This window comes from Amycolatopsis sp. La24, assembly GCF_029087445.1.
GTDB classification, from domain to species: domain Bacteria; phylum Actinomycetota; class Actinomycetes; order Mycobacteriales; family Pseudonocardiaceae; genus Amycolatopsis; species Amycolatopsis nivea.
Window position 1 is genome coordinate 24,758 of the sequence record NZ_JARACH010000045.1, and the last position, 17,758, is coordinate 42,515.

Consider the following 17,758-nt stretch of genomic DNA (forward strand, 5'->3'; position numbering starts at 1 on the left):
ACTGTAATCAGCTCGGTCGTTGCTGATCGGTTGCTGATCGGCCCGGCGCACGCTGGGTCGCATGAACTTCGACTACCAGCGGGTGCCCGTCGCCGACGGCGTGTCCCTCAACGTGGCGGTCGCGGGCTCCGGCTCGCCCGTCGTCCTGCTGCACGGCTTCCCGCAGACCCACCTGATGTGGCGGCACGTCGCCGCCGACCTCGCCGCCGACCACACCGTGCTGTGCCCTGACCTGCGCGGATACGGCGACAGCGACAAGCCGGCCGACGACGGCGAGACCTACTCGAAGCGCACGATGGCCGCCGACGTCGTAGCCCTCGCGCGCGCCTTCGGCCACGAAAAGTTCGCGCTCGCCGGGCACGACCGCGGCGCGCTCGTCGCGATCCGCGCCGGCCTCGACCACCCGGACCACGTGTCCCACCTGGCCATCCTCGACGTGCTGCCGACGCTGGACATGTGGGAGGTGCTGCACGGCGTCAGCGCGTCCGTCGCCTTCCACCTCTACCTGATGGCGCAGCCGCCCGGCCTGCCCGAGCAGTTGATCAGCGGCGCGCCGGACGCGTTCTTCAGCTACTTCCTCGACCAGTGGGGCGCCGACCCGGAGTCCATCCCGGCCGACATCCGCGCCCGCTATCTCGAAGCGAGCCGCAACGCCGTCCCGTCGATCGTCGCCGACTACCGCGCCTCCGCGGGCATCGACATCGAACACGACCGCGCCGACCGCGACGCGGGCAACCAGCTGAAGATGCCGACTACGGTGCTGCAGCAGGGCTGGGGCGACGCGCTGGGCTTCGACGCGACCGCGCTCTGGCGCGCGTGGGCACCGGACCTTGTGCACGAAACCGTGCACAGTGGACATTTCATGGCCGAGACTTCCCCTGCCAGCGTTACGAAATCGCTGCGGGACCTGCTCGCGCGCTGACCCGCCGAAAGTCGTGCTCCGGACGAGTGGTCGCCAGTTATTCACCCACCGGCCGCTCTCCGGGACGCCTTCGCCGTGGCACGGTCTATGCCGCTCCCACCTGAGCGCATTTCCCGGCCGATCTTGGAGGACCTGTGTTCCGCAAGCGGATCGTGGCCGCCGTCGCGACGGCGATTCTCGGTGCGGCGACCGCCGCCCAACCCGCCTCAGCAGCGGCGTCCGTGCCCACCTTCGACCACATCGTGCTCGTGATGTTCGAGAACGAATCGTCGACGTCGATCGACTCGACCACCGCGCCCTACTTCGCCTCGCTCGCCGCGCAGGGCGCGAACTTCACTGACTCCCACGCGATCACGCACCCGAGCCAGCCGAACTACGTCGCACTGTTCTCTGGCGACACCCAGGGCGTCACCGACGACACCTGCCCGCAAAACCTCGGCGCGAAGGACAACCTCGGTTCGCAGCTCGCCGGCGCGGGGAAGAGCTTCACCGGCTACTCGGAGTCCATGCCGTCCGACGGCTACACCGGCTGCTCGTCCGGCGAGTACCGGCGCAAGCACAACAGCTGGGTCGACTTCTCGAACGTGCCCGCGTCGAGCAACCTGCGCTACTCCCGGTTCCCGACGGACTACTCGCAGCTGCCCAGCGTCGCGTTCGTGACCCCGAACATGTGCAACGACATGCACGACTGTTCGGTCAGCACCGGCGACACCTGGCTGAAGAACAACCTCGACGGCTACGCACAGTGGGCCAAGACGCACAACAGCCTGCTGATCGTGACGTTCGACGAGGACGAAGGCACCTCGACCAACCAGATCTACACGTCGTTCACCGGCGCGCATGTGAAGCAGGGCGACTACGCGGAGACGATCAACCACTACACCGTCCTGCGCACCATGGAGGCCGCCAACGGTCTCCCCGGCCTCGGCAACGCGGCTGGCGAGACGCCGATCACCGACGCCTGGCAGTGACGCGCACCGGTCGCGGCCGCCTCGCCGTGGCCGCGGCCGGGGTGCGCCCCGCTGTGCCGAACTGGAATGTCAGACTGGTCCGACCAGCGGATCTGACAACCAGGGAGAGCGATGGGCGACGGGCAATCTGCCGCCGAGGTGCTCTCCGCGGAACTGGCCGCGCTGCGCGCGCGGGCCGGGAATCCGTCGTTCCGCAAGATGGCCGACCGCTCCGGGCAGATCTCGCACACCACGCTGCACGAGGCGGTCCGCGGCACCCGGTTCCCGTCGTGGGACACCACGCGCGAGTTCGTCCGGGCGTGCGACGCGGACGAACAACAGTGGCGGCGACGCTGGGAAGAGCTGAAGGGCGTCCCTCCGGAGCCCGCGGTTCTTGTCGTCGAAGCGACCGAGGCCGACATCGTCAAAACGGCGGCGGAGCCAGTGCTGATCAGCGCGGAACCAGCCGTCCCGGAGAAGCCCCGGCGGCGTCGTAAGTACGCGCTGGCCGCGGTCGCCTCCGTCGTCGTGCTTGTCGCCGCGGTCGGCGCGATCGTGGTGCCGAAGCTGAAGAGCGGCAGCCTGGTCGACGTCGGTGCGCGCGTCGCCGGCGACAACTCGAAGTTCGTCGGCGACGTGACCGTGCCCGACGGCACCGTGATCCACGTCGGCGAGACCGTCCAGAAGGTGTGGGAGCTGCAGAACACCGGCTCGGTCGCCTGGCATCAGCGCTACCTGCAGCGGATGGACCTGCCGCCGAGCCCGGGAAGCTGCCGCACCCCGGACCGGGTGCTCATCGGCGACACCCCGCCGGGCGATCACGTGATGGTGAGCGTTCCGCTGACCGCTTCGCCCGCGCCGGGGCGCTGCTGGATCGGCTGGAAGATGGTCGACGCGAACGGCAAGGAGTTCTTCTCCACCCGCCGTCCGGTGTACGTACTGGTGACGGTCGTCTCCTGACGCGTGTCAGATTCTGTAAGACCTGGTCACCGGGGTACCGAACACCCTGGTCCGCTCGCAAGGATGAGTGCCGCTGGGGGTCGGTCCGTGGCAGCCCGCGAACAGCGCTGCCACGGACCGCCGCGTTCAGGCCGGACGCCGGAAGGTGGTCCGGTACGCGCTCGGCGACACCCCGAGCGCGGCCTGCAGGTGCTGGCGCAGCGACGCCGCCGTCCCGAACCCGCACGCCGCGGCGACCCGGTCGACCGGCAGCTCCGATTCCTCCAGCAACTGCCGCGCACGCTCCACCCGCTGCTGGGTCAGCCACTGCAGCGCGGACATCCCGACCTCGTCCCGGAACCGCCGGGTGAACGTCCGCGTGCTCATCGACTCGCGCACCGCGAGGTCGCGCAGCGTGATCGGCTGGTCGAGATGCTCCAGCGCCCATGCCCGCGCGGCCGAGGTGGACGACGACCGCGGCTCCGGCACCGGACGGCGGATGAACTGGGCCTGCCCGCCCTCGCGATGCGGCGAAACGACCGTGCCGCGAGCGACCTCGTTGGCGACCGCCGCGCCGAAATCGCGCCGGATCAGGTGCAGGCAGAGGTCGATGCCGGACGCGACGCCCGCCGAGGTGAAGACGTTGCCGTCCTCGGTGTAGAGCACGTCCGGGTCGAGCTGCACGCGCGGGTATTCGAGCTGGAACTCGCACGCCGAACGCCAGTGCGTGGTGGCGCGGCGTCCGTCGAGCAGGCCCATCGCGGCGAGCACGTACGCGCCGGTGCAGATCGAGGCGATCCGGCTGTCCGGGCACACCAGGCTCATCGCGTGCTTGAGCTGCGGGGTCAGCTGCCGTCCGGTGGGCTCGTACTCGAGCGACGACGCGGGGACGATCACCGTGTCCGCCTCGGCCACGGCCTCCGGGCCCTGCGCGACCGGGATGGTGAAGTCCGAATCGGTGCGGATGTCGCCGGGCTCCGGCGTGCAGGTGACGACCTCGTACAACCGCTCGCCGTCCGCGGATCTGGCCTGGCCGAACAGCCGGTGGACGATGCCGAGTTCCATCACGAGCATGCCGTGCCGCACCAGCACGGCGACCTTGTGCCGCTCCGGATGCCGAAAAACAGCCATGGCCCGATTCTTGCACAAGGTGGCCATCGGGCCACTGTTTTGGCCGTTTCGCCGGTTGCACCCTGGCCTCATGAACGTCTTGTGGATCTACGCCCACCCCGACCCCGCCTCGCTCAACGGGGCGCTTCGCGACGAGGGCGTCACGACCCTGCGCGGCCTTGGCCACGACGTCCGCGAATCCGATCTCTACGCGATGCGCTGGAACCCGATCGTCGACGAGATCGCGACCGTGCCCGAGGACGTCCGGATCGAGCACGAAAAACTCGACTGGGCGGACACGGTCGTCGTCCAGTTCCCGCTCTGGTGGGCGGACACCCCGGCCATCCTGAAAGGCTGGTTCGACCGCGTTTTCGTGCAGGGATACGGCTACGACTACCGCGACGAAACCGGCCACACCCTGCGCTACGGCAACGGCGTCCTGGCCGGGAAACGCGCGATGGTCATCGTCACCGCCGGCGCGCACGAGGACAGCCTCGGCCCGCGCGGCGCGCACGGTTCGCTGGACGATCTGCTGTTCAACGTCCAGCACGCCACGCTCTTCTACACCGGCATGACGGTCCTGCCGCCGCTCAAGGTGACCGGCACGAACCGGATGACGCCGGAGAAGTTCGACTGCGTCGTCGAGCAGTTGCGCAAACGTTTGCACTCCCTGGAAACGACCGATCCGCTGCCGTACCGCACGCAGGACGGCGGCGACTACGACCGGCGGCTCGTCCTGCTTCCCGAAGTCGCCCCAGGTCAGACCGGGTACGGCGCGCATCTGACCGCTTGACCCGTATATACCTCCATGGTTATATACGGGCATGGCGATCCTGCGAACCACTCCTGGCGGACGACCGAGCGTCACCCTCGAACGGACCCTGGCCCATCCGCCGGAGAAGGTGTGGCGCGCGGTCACCTCGCCGGAAGAGCTGGCGCACTGGTTCCCCGCCGCGGTCACGCTGCCGGACGCCCCGGCGCCGGGCGGGAAGATCACGTTCACCTTCACCGAAACCGGGGACGTCAGCGAGGGCGAGATCGTCGGCTACCAGCCGCCAGAGGTCTTCGAGTTCACCTGGAACTCGGACCTGATCCGGATCGAGGTTTCGGCTGACGGCACGGGCAGCAAGCTCGCCTTCACCCACGTCTTCAACCGCGGCGAACCCGACATCGCTCTGCTCGGCGCGGGACGGCACGTCACCGGCTGGGTCGCCTGCCTCGATGCCCTCGAAGCCACGCTGGACGGCCGGACGCCGGAGATGCCGGCCGACTGGCACGCGCGGATGGTGCACCACATCGAGGAATTCGGCCTGGAGGACGGCGAGGTCCTGGACGGCGGGACGATTCGGTTCCGCCGGGACCTGGTCTGGCCGCCTGCCGAGGACGTCTGGAAGCGGCTGCCCCAGCCGGAAGCCGGGGCGGAGGTGCTGGAGTCGCGGTCGCCGGAGGTGCTGGCCTACACGTGGCTGCACGACGGGAAACCGGCCGGGGAGGTCCGGTGGGAAGTCACGGCGGACCCGCTGGACGGGGTGCGGGTGGAGCTGACCCAGACCGTTCCGGCGGAGCTGAAGGAGCAACTGCCGGATCTGCTGACCGCACGGCATGAGCAGCTGAACGCGTTGTTCGCCGGGACGTTCAAGGTGGAACTGGAGCCGTGGTCGGCCGAGCGGAAGGCCGAGGTTCGGAAGCGGTACAGCTAGCCGAGCGCGGTGTTGTACGGCGAAAACCGCACCTCGGCCGGTCCCGGCAGCGCTTTTCCGTGGAGCACCAGCCGTGGCGCGGGACCGTGCACCGCCAGCCCGCGCGCCTCGCACCACGCCGACAGCTCCGGAAACCGATGGTCCACCGCCAGCCGGAGATCACCCGACGTGGTGCGGGCGATGCCGCGGATCAGCGCACGAGCCTGGTCCTCGTCCGCGGCCACCACCGGACCGATCACCACCACCCCGCCTTGCGCGGTGCCGAGCGCGTAACCGTCGTCGGTCACGTGTACGTGCTCAGCCTCGAACAGCATGCGGTTCAACAACTCCCGCCGCGCGAAGCCTTGGGACGCACTGTCCAATTCGTACACTCGCGCCACATCCGCCGGACCGATCGGCCGCGACGCCGGACCGCCGTCGTCAGCGAAGCGGCCGCGATGGTCATTGCAGCCGCCGTCGAACTCGAAGCCCATCGATTCGTACAGCGGACGCGCGTTTTCCGTGGTGTGCAAGGACACCACCGCGTCACCAGCCGCGTCGAGCGCCTCCGCCATCACCCGACGGCCGAGTCCCTGCCGCGCGAACCGCTCCGCCACGACCACCATCGACACTGACGCGGTCGGCCCGGTCCGGGTCAGCACCGCCGCCGCGGCGAGACCGCCATCCGGGGCGTCAATGCCGAATCCGCGGCCGACGTCCAGCAGCATCGCCCATTTCCGTTCCTCGCGCGGCCACCCGCGATCGGTTCCGAGGTCGAGGCAAGCGGACAGGTCGGCAGGCCCGAGCGAGCGGACCGAGGCGTCGGCGAGCAGCACGTTGCCCACCCTAGGCCCGGCAGCGGCCGCAGTGGTCGGCTCGACGCCGAAAATTCAACTGACGCCCGGCATAGGCTTCGCTGGTGACCGACTCCGAAATGCTGACCGTCCAGCAGGTTCTCGGCGGCGGCCGATTCGCCGAAGTCGGCGAGGTGCGGCTGACCGAGACCAATTCCCGCACGGGTTATGTGGCCGTCGGGGGTTCGCTGGGACGTCCGCTGTGGGCCGGGCACAGCGTGTCGGATTCGTCCGAGCCGACCGCCTGGCACCGCGTCGGGGTCTATCGCGGCGACACGCTCGAATGCGTTCACCTCGTGCGCCTGCATTGGCCGGTCAACGCTTTGGCGTTCCATCCGGAGCTGCCGATCCTGGCCATCGGCTCCGGGTCGTACGACGGCGGCTATTTCTACGAAGGCGAGCTGACGGTCCTCGACCTCGAAACCGGCCGCGCGACCTCTTTGCTGCGCGAACGCCGTGAGGTCACCGAACTTCGCTGGCGCGATCACCAGACTCTCGAAGCGAAAGTGTCCGTGTTCGACGAGAACGAGGAAGAAGAGCGCGGCTTCTCCACAATGGCCGTTGCCATCGCCGTGCCGGACTGGCGAGCCGTGGAGGCCCGTTCGCTGGAGGTCGACGGGCCCGCGACCGAACCCGCCGAACCGCTCGCCGCGGTTGCCGGCGGAAACCACCGACGACAGGTGTGGGCAGTCGCCGCACTGAACGACGGACGGATTCTCGCCAGCCTTGAACATGTCGCCGTGGAGTGCTGGTCGGCCACCGGCGAACGCGAATGGTCCGTGCCCACGTCGGGCGTCGGCTGCCAGCTTTACGTCGACCCCGACGAGAGCACCGCCGTCTTCACCAACTCGTGGGCGGGCTGGACCCGCTCCGGCTCGACGATCGAACGCGTCCAGCTCGCCGACGGATACTCCGAAGCGCTCCGGACCTTCGACCACCCCGCCGTGCTCAGCACCGACGAAACCGGGCGGCTCGCCATCCGTCCGCGTTCCGGGCCGACCGAGGTGCTGCCGTCGGAAAGCCGCGTCGACCTCGGTGGCTACGACCTGATCAACCACTTCTTCGACATCCGCCGCGCACCCGCGCTGCTGTTCCTGCAAGGCATGGGCCCGCGAGCGCACGAGGACAAATGGATCGTCGCCTTCAATCCCCGGCGGCGGCGCACCGAGCGCTTGTTTCCCCTCGAATGGGACGCGGCCCAAGGCAGGCACCTTTTCGGCGGCCCCGGCGTGTTCGTCGACGGCTCGCTCGTCCACGCGACCGCGATCCACCACGGAGCCGGACTCCTGCCGGGCAACTCCTGCGTCGTCCGCCGCTCCTATCCCGATGGAAAAGCCGAGTGGGTCCACACCGGCGACCACCAGGTCACCGCTATGGACACCATCGGGTACACCGTCTACGTCGCCGACAACTCCGGCGAGATCGTCGCGCTCGACGCCACCGACGGCCGCGAACTCGGACGGCAACACCTGCAGGTCAACGGCCATCCAGTCGTCCCGCTCTCGCTGAGCGCCCGAGCCCCGGACCGGCTCGTCGTCGGCACGCTCGACGGCCGCGTGCTCGTCTGCGACACGGCGCGGAGGGAGTCCTACGCCACACGCGCGGCAACCGCGCAGTAGCTAAGCTCCGCCACATGAGCAGTGCGACGCAGCCGCTCGGGACGCCGCCCGAGGGAGAACCGGACATCCACACGACGGCCGGCAAGCTCGCGGATCTCTACCGCCGCTACGACGAGGCCGTGCACGCCGGTTCGGCGCGCGCGATCGAGAAACAGCACGCCAAGGGCAAGAAAACCGCCCGCGAGCGGATCGATCTGCTGCTCGACGAGGGCTCGTTCGTCGAGCTGGACGAGCTGGCGCGGCACCGCTCCACGAACTTCGGGCTGGAGAAGAACCGCCCGTACGGCGACGGCGTCGTCACCGGCTACGGCACCGTCGACGGACGTCCGGTGTGCGTGTTCAGCCAGGACGTGACGGTGTTCGGCGGCGCGCTCGGCGAGGTCTACGGCGAGAAGATCGTCAAAGTGATGGACCTGGCGATCAAGACCGGCCGTCCGATCATCGGCATCAACGAGGGCGGCGGCGCGCGGATCCAGGAGGGCGTCGTCTCGCTCGGCCTGTACGGCGAGATCTTCCGCCGCAACACCATGGCCTCCGGCGTGATCCCGCAGATCTCGCTGATCATGGGCGCGAACGCGGGCGGGCACGTCTACTCCCCCGCGCTCACCGACTTCGTCGTGATGGTGGACGAGACGTCGCAGATGTTCATCACCGGACCGGACGTCGTGAAGACGGTGACCGGCGAGGACGTCACCTTCGAGGAACTCGGCGGCGGGCGCACGCACAACACCAAGTCGGGCGTCGCGCACTACCTCGGTTCCGACGACGAGGACGCCATCGCCTACGTCAAGGAACTGCTCTCCTACCTGCCGCAGAACAACCTGTCCGAGCCGCCGGAGTTCGACGCGAACCAGCCGCCCGCCGGCTTCTTCGAGAACGTCACCGACACCGACCGCGAGCTCGACACGCTCATCCCGGACTCGCCGAACACGCCGTACGACATGCACGAGGTCGTCACCCGCGTGCTCGACGACGGCGAATTCCTCGAGGTGCACGAGCTGTTCGCGCCCAACATCCTGGTCGGCTTCGGCCGGGTCGACGGGCAGAGCGTCGGCGTCGTGGCGAACCAGCCGACGCAGTTCGCCGGCTGCCTCGACATCGACGCGTCCGAGAAGGCCGCCCGGTTCGTGCGGACCTGCGACGCGTTCAACATCCCGGTGCTGACCTTTGTGGACGTTCCCGGCTTCCTTCCCGGCACCGACCAGGAGTGGAACGGCATCATCCGCCGCGGCGCGAAGCTGATCTACGCGTACGCGGAGGCGACCGTCCCGCTGATCACGGTGATCACGCGCAAGGCGTACGGCGGCGCGTACGACGTGATGGGCTCCAAGCACCTCGGCGCGGACGTCAACCTGGCCTGGCCCACCGCGCAGGTCGCGGTGATGGGCGCGCAGGGCGCGGCGAACATCGTGCACCGCAAGACGCTGGCCAACGCGGCGGCGGAGGGTCGCGATGTTGACGCGTTGCGCGCGGACCTGATCCAGGAGTACGAGGACACGCTGCTGAACCCGTACGCGGCGGCCGAACGCGGCTACGTCGACTCGGTGATCGTGCCCGCGCACACCCGCGGCCATGTCGCCAAGGCGCTGAGCCTGCTGCGCACCAAGCGCGAATCGCTGCCGCCCAAGAAGCACGGCAACATCCCCCTGTGAGGCCGCGATGACGGACACTCCCCTGCTCCGCGTAGTCCGCGGCAACCCGGACGACGCCGAACTCGCCGCGCTCACCGCGGTGGTCGCCACTGCCGCGGCCGCGTCGGCACCCGCTCCCCCACGGCGTCGCACGTCGTGGTGGGGCGACCGGGCTGCCGCGGTGCACGCGCCGATCGCCGCTGGTGACGGGGCCTGGCGCGCCTCGTCGTTGCCTCGCTGAAGTCCCCTGTTGATCCCGGTTCGAGAGCCGGGATCAACTTTTTGCCCACCTGCTAGACTCATTTTCTAAAGTTGGACAATGAGTCAAAGGCGGCGGCGTGGACGAGCACCTCATCCGGGAAACCGAGAAGATCGCCGTCGCGATCGGCCGGATGTTCCCCGGTCTGTGCGAGGTCGTGCTGCACGACCTGCGGGATCCGGACCACGCGATCCGCGCGATCGAGAACAACCTGTCCGGCCGCGCGGTCGGCGATCCGGCCACCGAACTGGGGTTGCGGCGGATCAGCGACCCGGACTACCCGAGCGTCCTGCAGAACTACGCGAACCAGTTCCCGGACGGACGGCCGGTCAAGAGCACGTCGATCGGCATCACGAACGCCGACGGCGAGTACATCGCCGCGCTGTGCCTGAACCTCGACGTCTCGGTGCTTTCGCCGCTCACGCACACGCTGACCAGCCTGGTCGCCGCCGACGCCGCGCAGCCCGGCGTCGTCGAAGACCTGCGTTCCCGTACGTCGCGTGAACTGCGGGAACGGATCGAACGTGCGGCAGGCGGCGGCCCGCGTTCCCTTTCCCGCGAAGCCAAACGCGACCTGGTCCGCCGGCTGCGCGACGAGGGGTACTTCGAATCCCGCGACGCCGCCCAGACCATCGCCGACCTGCTCGGCGTATCCCGGGCGACTGTCTACAACTACGCGAAATGAGCACGTCGATGACCGAAATCGTCCTGCGCGACAGCCCTGAACTGTCCGCGCCCGGCGGGCATTACTCGCACACCGCGCAGTACGGCGGGATGGCGTTCGTCTCCGGGCAGCTGCCCATCACCAGCGACGGGACCCGGCTGGTGGACGAGACATTTTCCGTACAGGCCAAGCAAGTTCTGGCCAACCTTGACGCGTGCCTCGCCACTGCGGGCACGAGCCGCGATCGGCTGTTGTCGGTCACCGTCTACGTGACCGACATGGGCGACTGGCCGGAGTTCGACCGGATTTACCGTGCCTGGCTTGGCGACCACCGCCCGGCGCGCGCGGTCGCCGGGTCCAGCACCCTCCACTTTGGAGCGAAGGTCGAGGTGCAGGCAATTGCCGCCGTCTGAGGAAACCCTGGCTGACCCGGACACTCCGTTCGCCGTCGTCGAGCTTTCGCGCGCGCGGCGGAACGCCGAACGGCTCGCTCAGCGGATGCGCGCACTCGGCGTTTCCCTGCGCCCCCATACGAAAACGGCGAAGGCATTACCCGCGACCGCGTTGATGCACGGTGGAAAGCCAGGTCCGATCACAGTGTCGACGCTGGCCGAGGCAGAAGCCTTCGCCGACGGCGGCTACACCGACATCACGTACGCCGTCGGCATCGATCCGCACAAGCTCCCGCGCGTGCTTGCGTTGCTGCGACGGGGAATCACCGTGCGCGTGCTGCTGGACAGCGTCGCGCAAGCCTCTGCGATAAGCGCTGCGGCGCGCGAAGCCGGCGTACGGATTCCGTCGCTGATCGAGGTCGACTGCGACGGTCACCGTGGCGGCGTACTTCCCGAAGACCCCCGCGTTGCTCACCATCGGACGACAGTTGCACGACTGTCTCGACGGTGTCCTCGTACACGCCGGCGAGTCCTACTTCGCGACAACCCCTGCAGCGCAACGCGAAGCCGCCGCACACGAACGTGAGGTCGCTGTCGCTGCAGCACAACGCCTTCGCGACGAAGGCCTGTACGCAGGCACAGTCAGCGTCGGCTCGACTCCCACCGCACACGCTGCCGACGACCTCACCGGCGTCACCGAAGTCCGCGCTGGCAACTACGTTTTCTTCGACTTGGTGATGGCCGGACTGGGCGTATGCCGCACCGAAGACCTTGCGCTGTCCGTAGTTGTCACCGTGATCGGACACCGCCCCGAGCACGGCTGGATCCTCACGGACGGCGGCTGGATGGCGTTGTCGCGCGACCGAGGCACCGCGAACCAAGCTGTCGACCAGGGATACGGCCTGGTCGCCGACCTCGACGGCGCCCTGGCGCCGGGTCTCGTGGTGACCGGCGCGAGCCAGGAACACGGAATCCTCACCGCCCGCGAGGGACATCCGCTGCCTGACCTGCCGATCGGCACCCGCCTGCGCATCCTGCCGAACCACGCCTGCGCCACCGCCGCACAGCACAGCGGCTACCGAATCCTGGAGAACGGCCGCCTCGTCGACACCTGGCAGCGGATCAGCGGCTGGTGAATCAACGCCCGCGCTGAGCCCAGTCCGGCGCGTCGGCGCCCGCGTGCGCCAACAGCTCTTCCCGGGTGATCGATCCGAGCGGCCCGACGCCCCGCAGCAGCAGGTAGTCGCCCGCGTCTGCCTGATCGTGCTCGATCTCGACGTCCTCGGCGTGGTAGCTGTCCGTCCAGACGATCCGGACCTGGCAGCCGCCGTTCTGGGTGAGCGCGTGGACCTGCTGGACGGTCGCGAGCCGCGCCATCGGTTCCGATTCCCACTGCTGCTGCAGGAATCGCCACCGCGAGGCCTGTTCAGCCGCCCGCAATCGCTGGTCGAGCCCGCCGGCCCGGTCCCGGAAAACCCAGGCGATCCCGGCCACGACCGCGGCGGCGACAGCCAGCCCGACCAGCCACAAGACCGTTCCCATGTCTGCAGGAGCCTACCCGGGCGGATGCTCCCGGAGGAATCGCTCGACCAGGCCATTTGTGAACTCCGGCGGCACTGGCGCGCCGGTGACCAGCACGCGGTAGTGGATCGGCCCGACGAGGTGCTCGACCGCGCTGTCCAGGTCGATCTCTGACGACAACTCGCCGCGCGCGACGGCACGTTCGAGCGGCAACCGGTCGCGCGCATGCTGGGCACGGAGGTGCACCTCGCGCAGATGTCGCGCCAGGTCCGGGTCGTGCTGGGCCTGGCCGAGCAGCGTGCGGAACACCGCACCAGCGTCCGCGGTGGTCAGGAAAGACGCGATCGCGGCGAGGTGCGCGCAAAGGTCCTTGCGCAGCTCGCCGGAATCGGGCGGGGAGAGTTCCTCGACGAGGTCGTCGCCGAGCGCCTCGAGCAGAATGTCCACTTTGGACGGCCACCAGCGGTAGACGGTCTGCTTCCCGACCCCGGCCCGTGCCGCGATGCCCTCCATCGTGAGCCGGGCGAACCCGACCTCCACCAGCAGATCGTCGACCGCGTGCAGAACCGCGCGGCGCGCGTTCTCGCTGCGGCCGTACCGATTCCCGTGATGCCGGCGCTCGCCGGGCTGAGTGACGTCGCCCACGTGCCGGAGTCTAGCCAAGACGCAACGTCTCGTCTAGCGTTACGAGCACCAGCTCACTAGGGGGTTCTCAGTCATGTGTTCCGCGTGCGGGGTGCCGACGCACCAACCCGAATCCGGGGTCGCCGCAGCCCCGCGCAAATTCGCGGCGCTGTACAACAAGGATTGCCGTCCGTATCTGATCGGCACTGGCCTGGCGATGATGGCCGACAACATCGAGCACGTCATCACCTATTGGGTGCTGTGGGAGAAGTTCCAGTCGCCCGCGCTGACCGGGTTCGAGGTGATCAGCCACTGGGTGCCGTTCCTGCTGTTCTCGGTGTACTTCGGCGGACTGGCCGACCGGCACGACTGCCGCCGGATCATCCAGGCCGCGCAGGTGCTGTTCATGGCGGTGTCCGCGGCCTGGGGCGTGCTGATCCTGACCGACACGCTCGAGGTGTGGAGTGCCTGCGTACTGCTGATTTTGCACGGCTGCGCGGGCGCGATCTGGGGTCCGGGCGAGCAGTTGATGCTGCACGATTTCGTCGGCCCCGCCGAATTGCCGAGCGCGGTCCGGCTCAACGCCACCTTCCGCAGCCTGGGCATCCTCTTCGGCCCGGTCGTCGGTTCGGCGCTGCTGCTCGGGCTCGGTCCGGTGGCGGGCATTTTCGTGAACGTCGCGTTCTACCTGCCGCTGACCGTGTTCCTGTTCCGTACCAAGTTCACCGGACACACGCGAGACGGCGGAATCATCCGTCGGCCACGGGTCGGGCTGATGGATTCGGTGCGGATCCTCAAGGAAATCAGCGGGAATCCGACGATGGTCGGGATGATCATCCTCGCCGGGCTCGGCGCGTTCTTCGTCGGAGCCTCGATGCAGAGTTCGATGCCGATCTTCGCGCAGGACCTCGGCGCGGGCAGCGCCGGAACCGCGTACGGCGTGCTGCTGTTCGCCAACGGCGCGGGCGGCGTGATCGGCGGGATCCTGCTGGAAGCGACCGGAAAGATCAAGCCGAACGTACCCGCGGCGGTGATCAGCACGGCGATCTACGGGCTCTCGAGCCTGTTCTTCGCGATGACCGCCAGCTATCCGATCGCGGTGGCACTGCTGGTGATCGGCGGCGTGGCGAACCTGGCGTCGATGTCGATCGGCCAGACCGTCGTGCAGCTGCTGGCGAAACCGGAGGAACGCGGCCGGGTGATCGGCGTGTACAGCGTGTCCGCCAACGGTCTCCGCGCGGGCAGCGGATTCACCGTGGGGCTGCTCGGTTCCGCGGTCGGGGTGCACTGGTCGCTGGGCATCAGCGCGGCCGCGCTCACCGTCGGCACCGGGATCGCCGGGTGGTACTCGCTGGGCAGCCGCCGGGCCCGGAAGCTGCACCAGGTCACCGACTGAGCCGGTCTACCTCGTCCGCGGCCATCCCGGCGCGGACGAGGTAGTCGCGGACGTCGAAGCCGTCGAGGGTCGCCAGGACGGCTTCCCGGACGGTGGTTTGGCGGCGGGCCAAAGCTGCTTCGAGCAGGGCGGTTTGGTCTTCGACGCCTAACGCCCGGTACAGCGGGAGGACGGCTTCGGTGGAGAGGGCGTAATCGGCGGCGATGGTTTCCGGGTCGACGTCGGCGAGGGCGAGCAGGAGGAGCGAGATGAGGCCGGTGCGGTCTCGGCCGGAAGTGCAGTGGAAGAGCACGCCGCTTTCGGCCCGGGCCAGCGCTTTCAGGACTGTTGCGCAGCGTTCTGCTTTGCGGTCAAGGAAAACGCGGTAATACAGCGGGGTGCCGTCGAGTTGCTCGTCGGCGATGTATTGCCAGAACTCGGTGTCTTCGACGTCGTCCAGCGGAACTTCGAGACGCGTCATCCCGGCTGGCACGGTGACGGCGCAGGTACTGATCTCGGCGGGGTTGCGCAGGTCGATGATGGTGCGGAGGCCGGATTCTCGCGCCTGAGCCCAGCCGGTGCCGGTGACGAACCGGAGACTGGCGGACCGATAGAACCGCGCGGATCGGGTGACGCCGCCGGAGCGGGTCGGGAGACCGCCGAGGTCTCGGGTGTTGAAGAAGCCTTCCCATCCCACTGCCCGGTTCTCGCCCATCAGCCGATCCTGGCCCGGCTCTCTCGCTGCGGGCAACCAGTCAGTTGTCGACGCAGTCCGTCTGCGGAGGACGCAGTGCGCGTGCTGCCGTGCGCAATGCTCCGACGAGCGCCGAGGTGTCGGCGGCCCGGGTGCACAGGGAGATCGGGCAGGGTTCGGCGTCGGTGATCGGGACGAACGCGACGTGCGGGTGGCGATAGCCGTCGGCGACGAAGCTGCCGGTGATCACGATGGCCTGCCCTCCGGCGACGGCCTCGAGCATCTCGTCCATGGTGCGGACCGACGGGCCGTAGCGGACGGGAATGCCGCTGGGGCGGGGATCGCAGGCCCACCAGCGCACCCAGGCGGGGTCGGCGTCGTCGTCGGTGAGGTGGATTTCGCCGTCGAGGTCGGCGAGTTCGACCGCGTCCCGCGAGGCGAGGCGATGGGTGACCGGCAGCGCCACGACCCGGGGTTCATGGTGCACGACATCGAGGCGGAGACCCGTAGCGTCGGCAATGGGAGGCCGGACCAAAGCGGCGTCGACTTCACCGTCGCGCACCGTCGTGGCCTGCTGCGACCACGGCAGCTCCACCATCCGGATCGACAGTCCGGGCTCCTCGCGCCGTGCCGTGTCGACGATGTTCCGGACAAGCGGGCCCGCCGAGGCGCTCATGAAGCCGACCCGCAGCGTGGCGGCGAGTTCCCGGCGGTGGGCCTCGACGGCGGCGACGGCACGGTCGGCCGCGGCCAGTGCTTGCCGTGCCTCGTCGAGGAAACGGCGGCCGACCGGGGTGGGACGGACGGGGTGGGCGGAACGGTCCAGCAGTTCGGCGCCGAGCGTGCGTTCCAGTTTGCGGATCTGCTGGCTCAACGCCGGGGCGCTGACGTAGAGCTTGTCCGCCGCGCGGCCGAAGTGCCCCTCGTCGACGACCGCGACCAGGTAGCGCACGAGATGGAGGTTGAGGTCCACGCCGACTCCTCGGGACGGTGACCTGCGAGGTTAACCGATGAGTTCACGGGAGGCGACAGGCTTGTCATGGACCTTCCCGTACGGCGCGCCCAGGGTTGGGGCTACCCCGAACCGACTCGACGAGGAGCAACGGTGAGCCGTTACGAGCACGACTTCCAGAACATGTTCGCAAGCCTGGAGAAGCAGATCGCGGAAACCGACAACCCGCGCCACCGCGCGATCCTGAAGAACTACCGCTTGCACGCGCTGCTGGAGGTGTCGGGACGCTACGAGGAGTTGCTGGCGCCGACCATGACCGTGGAGCACCCGCACTACCGCATCCACGAGTCCGGCACCTCGCTGATTCTGGACGGGATGGCCGAGGTCAAGGCGTTCTACCAGTCTCTGATCGAGGCGAACGCACTGGTCATGTGGGTCAGCAACCAGGACATCGCGGTCAACGACCGCGGATTCTCCGGCGAGCTGGAGTTCTTCGAGTTCGTGCCCGGCGCGATGCTCGGCGACACCGTCTTCGGTTCGGTGCGGGCCGGGGACGATCCCGGGGACATGCACCTGCTCAAGCGCACGCTCGCGTTCCACTGGCCCTATGACGAAAACTGCAGGCTGATCGGCGAGCACGTCTACGAGGACACCGCCTCGCGGGAGATCATCCCGCTCGAACCGGCCGACATCATCACCGCGGCGCGGGCCGCCGAACTGCTCGCCCCGGAGATCGAGAAGGTCCTGCCGTGAGCGTCGCACTGGTCACCGGGGCCGCGGGCGGTCTCGGCGCCGCCATCGCCGCCCGGCTGGTCGAGGAGCATGCGGTCCTGCTCACCGACATCGATTCCGGCCGTCTCGCCGAGACCGCGGCGAAGCTGGCCGCCGACGGTGCCAGGGTCGCCCACGCCGTTTGCGACGTCAGTGACCACTCGTCGGTGCGAGCCGCGTTCTCCCTTGCCGAAGAACAACTCGGCGAGGTCACCGCGCTGGCCAACGTCGCGGGCGTCGGCGGCGTGCTGACCCCGTTCACCGAGCTGACCGTGCGGCAATGGGATCGCACGTTCGCGATCAACACTCGCGGGACTTTCCTGACGTGCCAGGAACTTCTCCGCCGCCGCGCCGGCCGCCCCGGCGCGATCGTCAACGTCGCTTCGATCGGCGCCCGCCTCGGAATGGAGACGATCGCCGACTACGGCGCGTCCAAGGCCGCGGTCCTCGAAATGACGCACGCGGTGGCCCGGGCCGGCGCTCCGACCGGGCTGCGGGCCAACGCGGTCATGCCCGGTCTGATCTGGACTGACATGTGGCGGAGCGCCACCGAGCAGATGGTCGCGAACGATCCCGCCGCGGCCGGCGCCACTCCGGAACAGCTCTTCGCCGGGTTCGTCGACCGGATGGTCCCGATGAAACGCCCGCAGACCCCGGCCGACATCGCCGAGACGGTCGGGTTCCTGCTCTCGGACAAGGCAGCCAACATCACCGGTCAGACCATCGCGGTCGACGGCGGTGCGGTCATGTCCTGAACCACAACAGCAAACAGGGAGCGGCGGGCCGCGGCGTCAGGAGAGGA

The 17,758-nt window shown here is 68.8% G+C and carries 21 protein-coding genes; 14 read left to right on the forward strand and 7 right to left on the reverse strand.

Annotation, left to right across the window (positions count from 1 at the left end):
• Positions 1–61 precede the first annotated feature (61 nt).
• The 3 genes from PUT80_RS32230 (at position 62) to PUT80_RS32240 (ending at position 2,832) form a co-directional block, all read left to right on the forward strand.
• Positions 62–922, forward strand: coding sequence for an alpha/beta hydrolase (locus tag PUT80_RS32230; RefSeq protein ID WP_275294418.1), 861 nt, complete (start codon positions 62–64; stop codon positions 920–922).
• Positions 923–1,056: 134 nt separating this feature from the next.
• Positions 1,057–1,893: an alkaline phosphatase family protein gene (locus tag PUT80_RS32235; protein WP_275294419.1), complete on the forward strand. Its 837-nt coding sequence runs from the start codon at positions 1,057–1,059 to the stop codon at positions 1,891–1,893.
• A 111-nt stretch (positions 1,894–2,004) separates the two neighbouring features.
• The gene (locus tag PUT80_RS32240) at positions 2,005–2,832 is read left to right on the forward strand and encodes an NBR1-Ig-like domain-containing protein (protein WP_275294420.1); all 828 of its coding nucleotides are present in this window, start codon (positions 2,005–2,007) and stop codon (positions 2,830–2,832) included.
• Positions 2,833–2,958: 126 nt separating this feature from the next.
• Here PUT80_RS32240 and PUT80_RS32245 read toward each other — a convergent pair whose 3' ends face one another.
• The gene (locus PUT80_RS32245; protein WP_106961292.1) at positions 2,959–3,942 is read right to left on the reverse strand and encodes a helix-turn-helix domain-containing protein; all 984 of its coding nucleotides are present in this window, start codon (positions 3,940–3,942) and stop codon (positions 2,959–2,961) included.
• 70 nt (positions 3,943–4,012) lie between these two features.
• On the opposite strand from PUT80_RS32245, the gene PUT80_RS32250 reads away from it, so the two are divergent.
• Positions 4,013–4,714 carry an NAD(P)H-dependent oxidoreductase gene (locus PUT80_RS32250; RefSeq protein WP_275294421.1) on the forward strand — a complete coding sequence of 234 codons (702 nt, stop codon included), beginning with the start codon at positions 4,013–4,015 and terminating at the stop codon, positions 4,712–4,714.
• A gap of 31 nt (positions 4,715–4,745) precedes the next feature.
• On the forward strand, positions 4,746–5,621 hold the full coding sequence (locus PUT80_RS32255) for an SRPBCC family protein (RefSeq protein WP_275294422.1): 876 nt from the start codon (positions 4,746–4,748) through the stop codon (positions 5,619–5,621).
• On the opposite strand, the gene PUT80_RS32260 is transcribed toward PUT80_RS32255, so the two are convergent.
• On the reverse strand, positions 5,618–6,436 hold the full coding sequence (locus PUT80_RS32260; protein WP_275294423.1) for a GNAT family N-acetyltransferase: 819 nt from the start codon (positions 6,434–6,436) through the stop codon (positions 5,618–5,620). The genes PUT80_RS32255 and PUT80_RS32260 overlap by 4 nt on opposite strands.
• An 83-nt stretch (positions 6,437–6,519) precedes the next feature.
• Here PUT80_RS32260 and PUT80_RS32265 point away from each other — a divergent pair, with 83 nt between their 5' ends.
• The 5 genes from PUT80_RS32265 to PUT80_RS32285 all read left to right on the forward strand — a co-directional run bounded on the left by PUT80_RS32265 (position 6,520) and on the right by PUT80_RS32285 (position 11,040).
• A complete protein-coding gene (locus tag PUT80_RS32265; protein WP_275294424.1) occupies positions 6,520–8,073 on the forward strand; it encodes a hypothetical protein in 1,554 nt (517 codons plus the stop codon).
• Positions 8,074–8,087: 14 nt separating this feature from the next.
• Positions 8,088–9,725, forward strand: coding sequence for an acyl-CoA carboxylase subunit beta (locus tag PUT80_RS32270; protein WP_043831873.1), 1,638 nt, complete (start codon positions 8,088–8,090; stop codon positions 9,723–9,725).
• 7 nt (positions 9,726–9,732) lie between these two features.
• On the forward strand, positions 9,733–9,945 hold the full coding sequence (locus PUT80_RS32275; RefSeq protein WP_134669344.1) for an acyl-CoA carboxylase epsilon subunit: 213 nt from the start codon (positions 9,733–9,735) through the stop codon (positions 9,943–9,945).
• A 97-nt stretch (positions 9,946–10,042) separates the two neighbouring features.
• On the forward strand, positions 10,043–10,648 hold the full coding sequence (locus tag PUT80_RS32280; RefSeq protein WP_275294425.1) for a PAS domain-containing protein: 606 nt from the start codon (positions 10,043–10,045) through the stop codon (positions 10,646–10,648).
• An 8-nt stretch (positions 10,649–10,656) separates the two neighbouring features.
• Complete coding sequence (locus PUT80_RS32285; RefSeq protein ID WP_275294426.1) at positions 10,657–11,040, forward strand: RidA family protein; 384 nt, start codon at positions 10,657–10,659, stop codon at positions 11,038–11,040.
• 136 nt (positions 11,041–11,176) lie between these two features.
• On the opposite strand, the gene PUT80_RS32290 is transcribed toward PUT80_RS32285, so the two are convergent.
• Positions 11,177–11,455: a hypothetical protein gene (locus PUT80_RS32290; protein WP_275294427.1), complete on the reverse strand. Its 279-nt coding sequence runs from the start codon at positions 11,453–11,455 to the stop codon at positions 11,177–11,179.
• Between the two features lies 1 nt (position 11,456).
• On the opposite strand from PUT80_RS32290, the gene PUT80_RS32295 reads away from it, so the two are divergent.
• Complete coding sequence (locus PUT80_RS32295) at positions 11,457–12,155, forward strand: hypothetical protein (protein WP_275294428.1); 699 nt, start codon at positions 11,457–11,459, stop codon at positions 12,153–12,155.
• Position 12,156: 1 nt separating this feature from the next.
• On the opposite strand, the gene PUT80_RS32300 is transcribed toward PUT80_RS32295, so the two are convergent.
• Together PUT80_RS32300 and PUT80_RS32305 are read right to left on the reverse strand one after the other, a co-directional pair.
• Positions 12,157–12,561 carry a hypothetical protein gene (locus tag PUT80_RS32300; RefSeq protein ID WP_037816039.1) on the reverse strand — a complete coding sequence of 135 codons (405 nt, stop codon included), beginning with the start codon at positions 12,559–12,561 and terminating at the stop codon, positions 12,157–12,159.
• 12 nt (positions 12,562–12,573) lie between these two features.
• Positions 12,574–13,185 carry a TetR/AcrR family transcriptional regulator gene (locus PUT80_RS32305; RefSeq protein WP_238608561.1) on the reverse strand — a complete coding sequence of 204 codons (612 nt, stop codon included), beginning with the start codon at positions 13,183–13,185 and terminating at the stop codon, positions 12,574–12,576.
• Between the two features lie 91 nt (positions 13,186–13,276).
• Here PUT80_RS32305 and PUT80_RS32310 point away from each other — a divergent pair, with 91 nt between their 5' ends.
• The gene (locus PUT80_RS32310) at positions 13,277–14,560 is read left to right on the forward strand and encodes an MFS transporter (RefSeq protein ID WP_275294429.1); all 1,284 of its coding nucleotides are present in this window, start codon (positions 13,277–13,279) and stop codon (positions 14,558–14,560) included.
• Here the strand turns inward: PUT80_RS32310 and PUT80_RS32315 are convergent.
• Together PUT80_RS32315 and PUT80_RS32320 are read right to left on the reverse strand one after the other, a co-directional pair.
• Positions 14,550–15,254: a tyrosine-protein phosphatase gene (locus PUT80_RS32315; protein WP_275294430.1), complete on the reverse strand. Its 705-nt coding sequence runs from the start codon at positions 15,252–15,254 to the stop codon at positions 14,550–14,552. The two genes, PUT80_RS32310 and PUT80_RS32315, sit on opposite strands and share 11 nt — an antisense overlap.
• A gap of 40 nt (positions 15,255–15,294) precedes the next feature.
• Complete coding sequence (locus tag PUT80_RS32320) at positions 15,295–16,206, reverse strand: LysR family transcriptional regulator (RefSeq protein ID WP_275294431.1); 912 nt, start codon at positions 16,204–16,206, stop codon at positions 15,295–15,297.
• A gap of 132 nt (positions 16,207–16,338) precedes the next feature.
• On the opposite strand from PUT80_RS32320, the gene PUT80_RS32325 reads away from it, so the two are divergent.
• Both PUT80_RS32325 and PUT80_RS32330 read left to right on the forward strand, forming a co-directional pair.
• Positions 16,339–16,938, forward strand: coding sequence for a hypothetical protein (locus tag PUT80_RS32325; protein ID WP_037816047.1), 600 nt, complete (start codon positions 16,339–16,341; stop codon positions 16,936–16,938).
• Positions 16,935–17,711 carry an SDR family NAD(P)-dependent oxidoreductase gene (locus PUT80_RS32330; protein WP_275294432.1) on the forward strand — a complete coding sequence of 259 codons (777 nt, stop codon included), beginning with the start codon at positions 16,935–16,937 and terminating at the stop codon, positions 17,709–17,711. The genes PUT80_RS32325 and PUT80_RS32330 overlap by 4 nt, the downstream gene beginning before the upstream one ends.
• Positions 17,712–17,758: the final 47 nt, after the last annotated feature.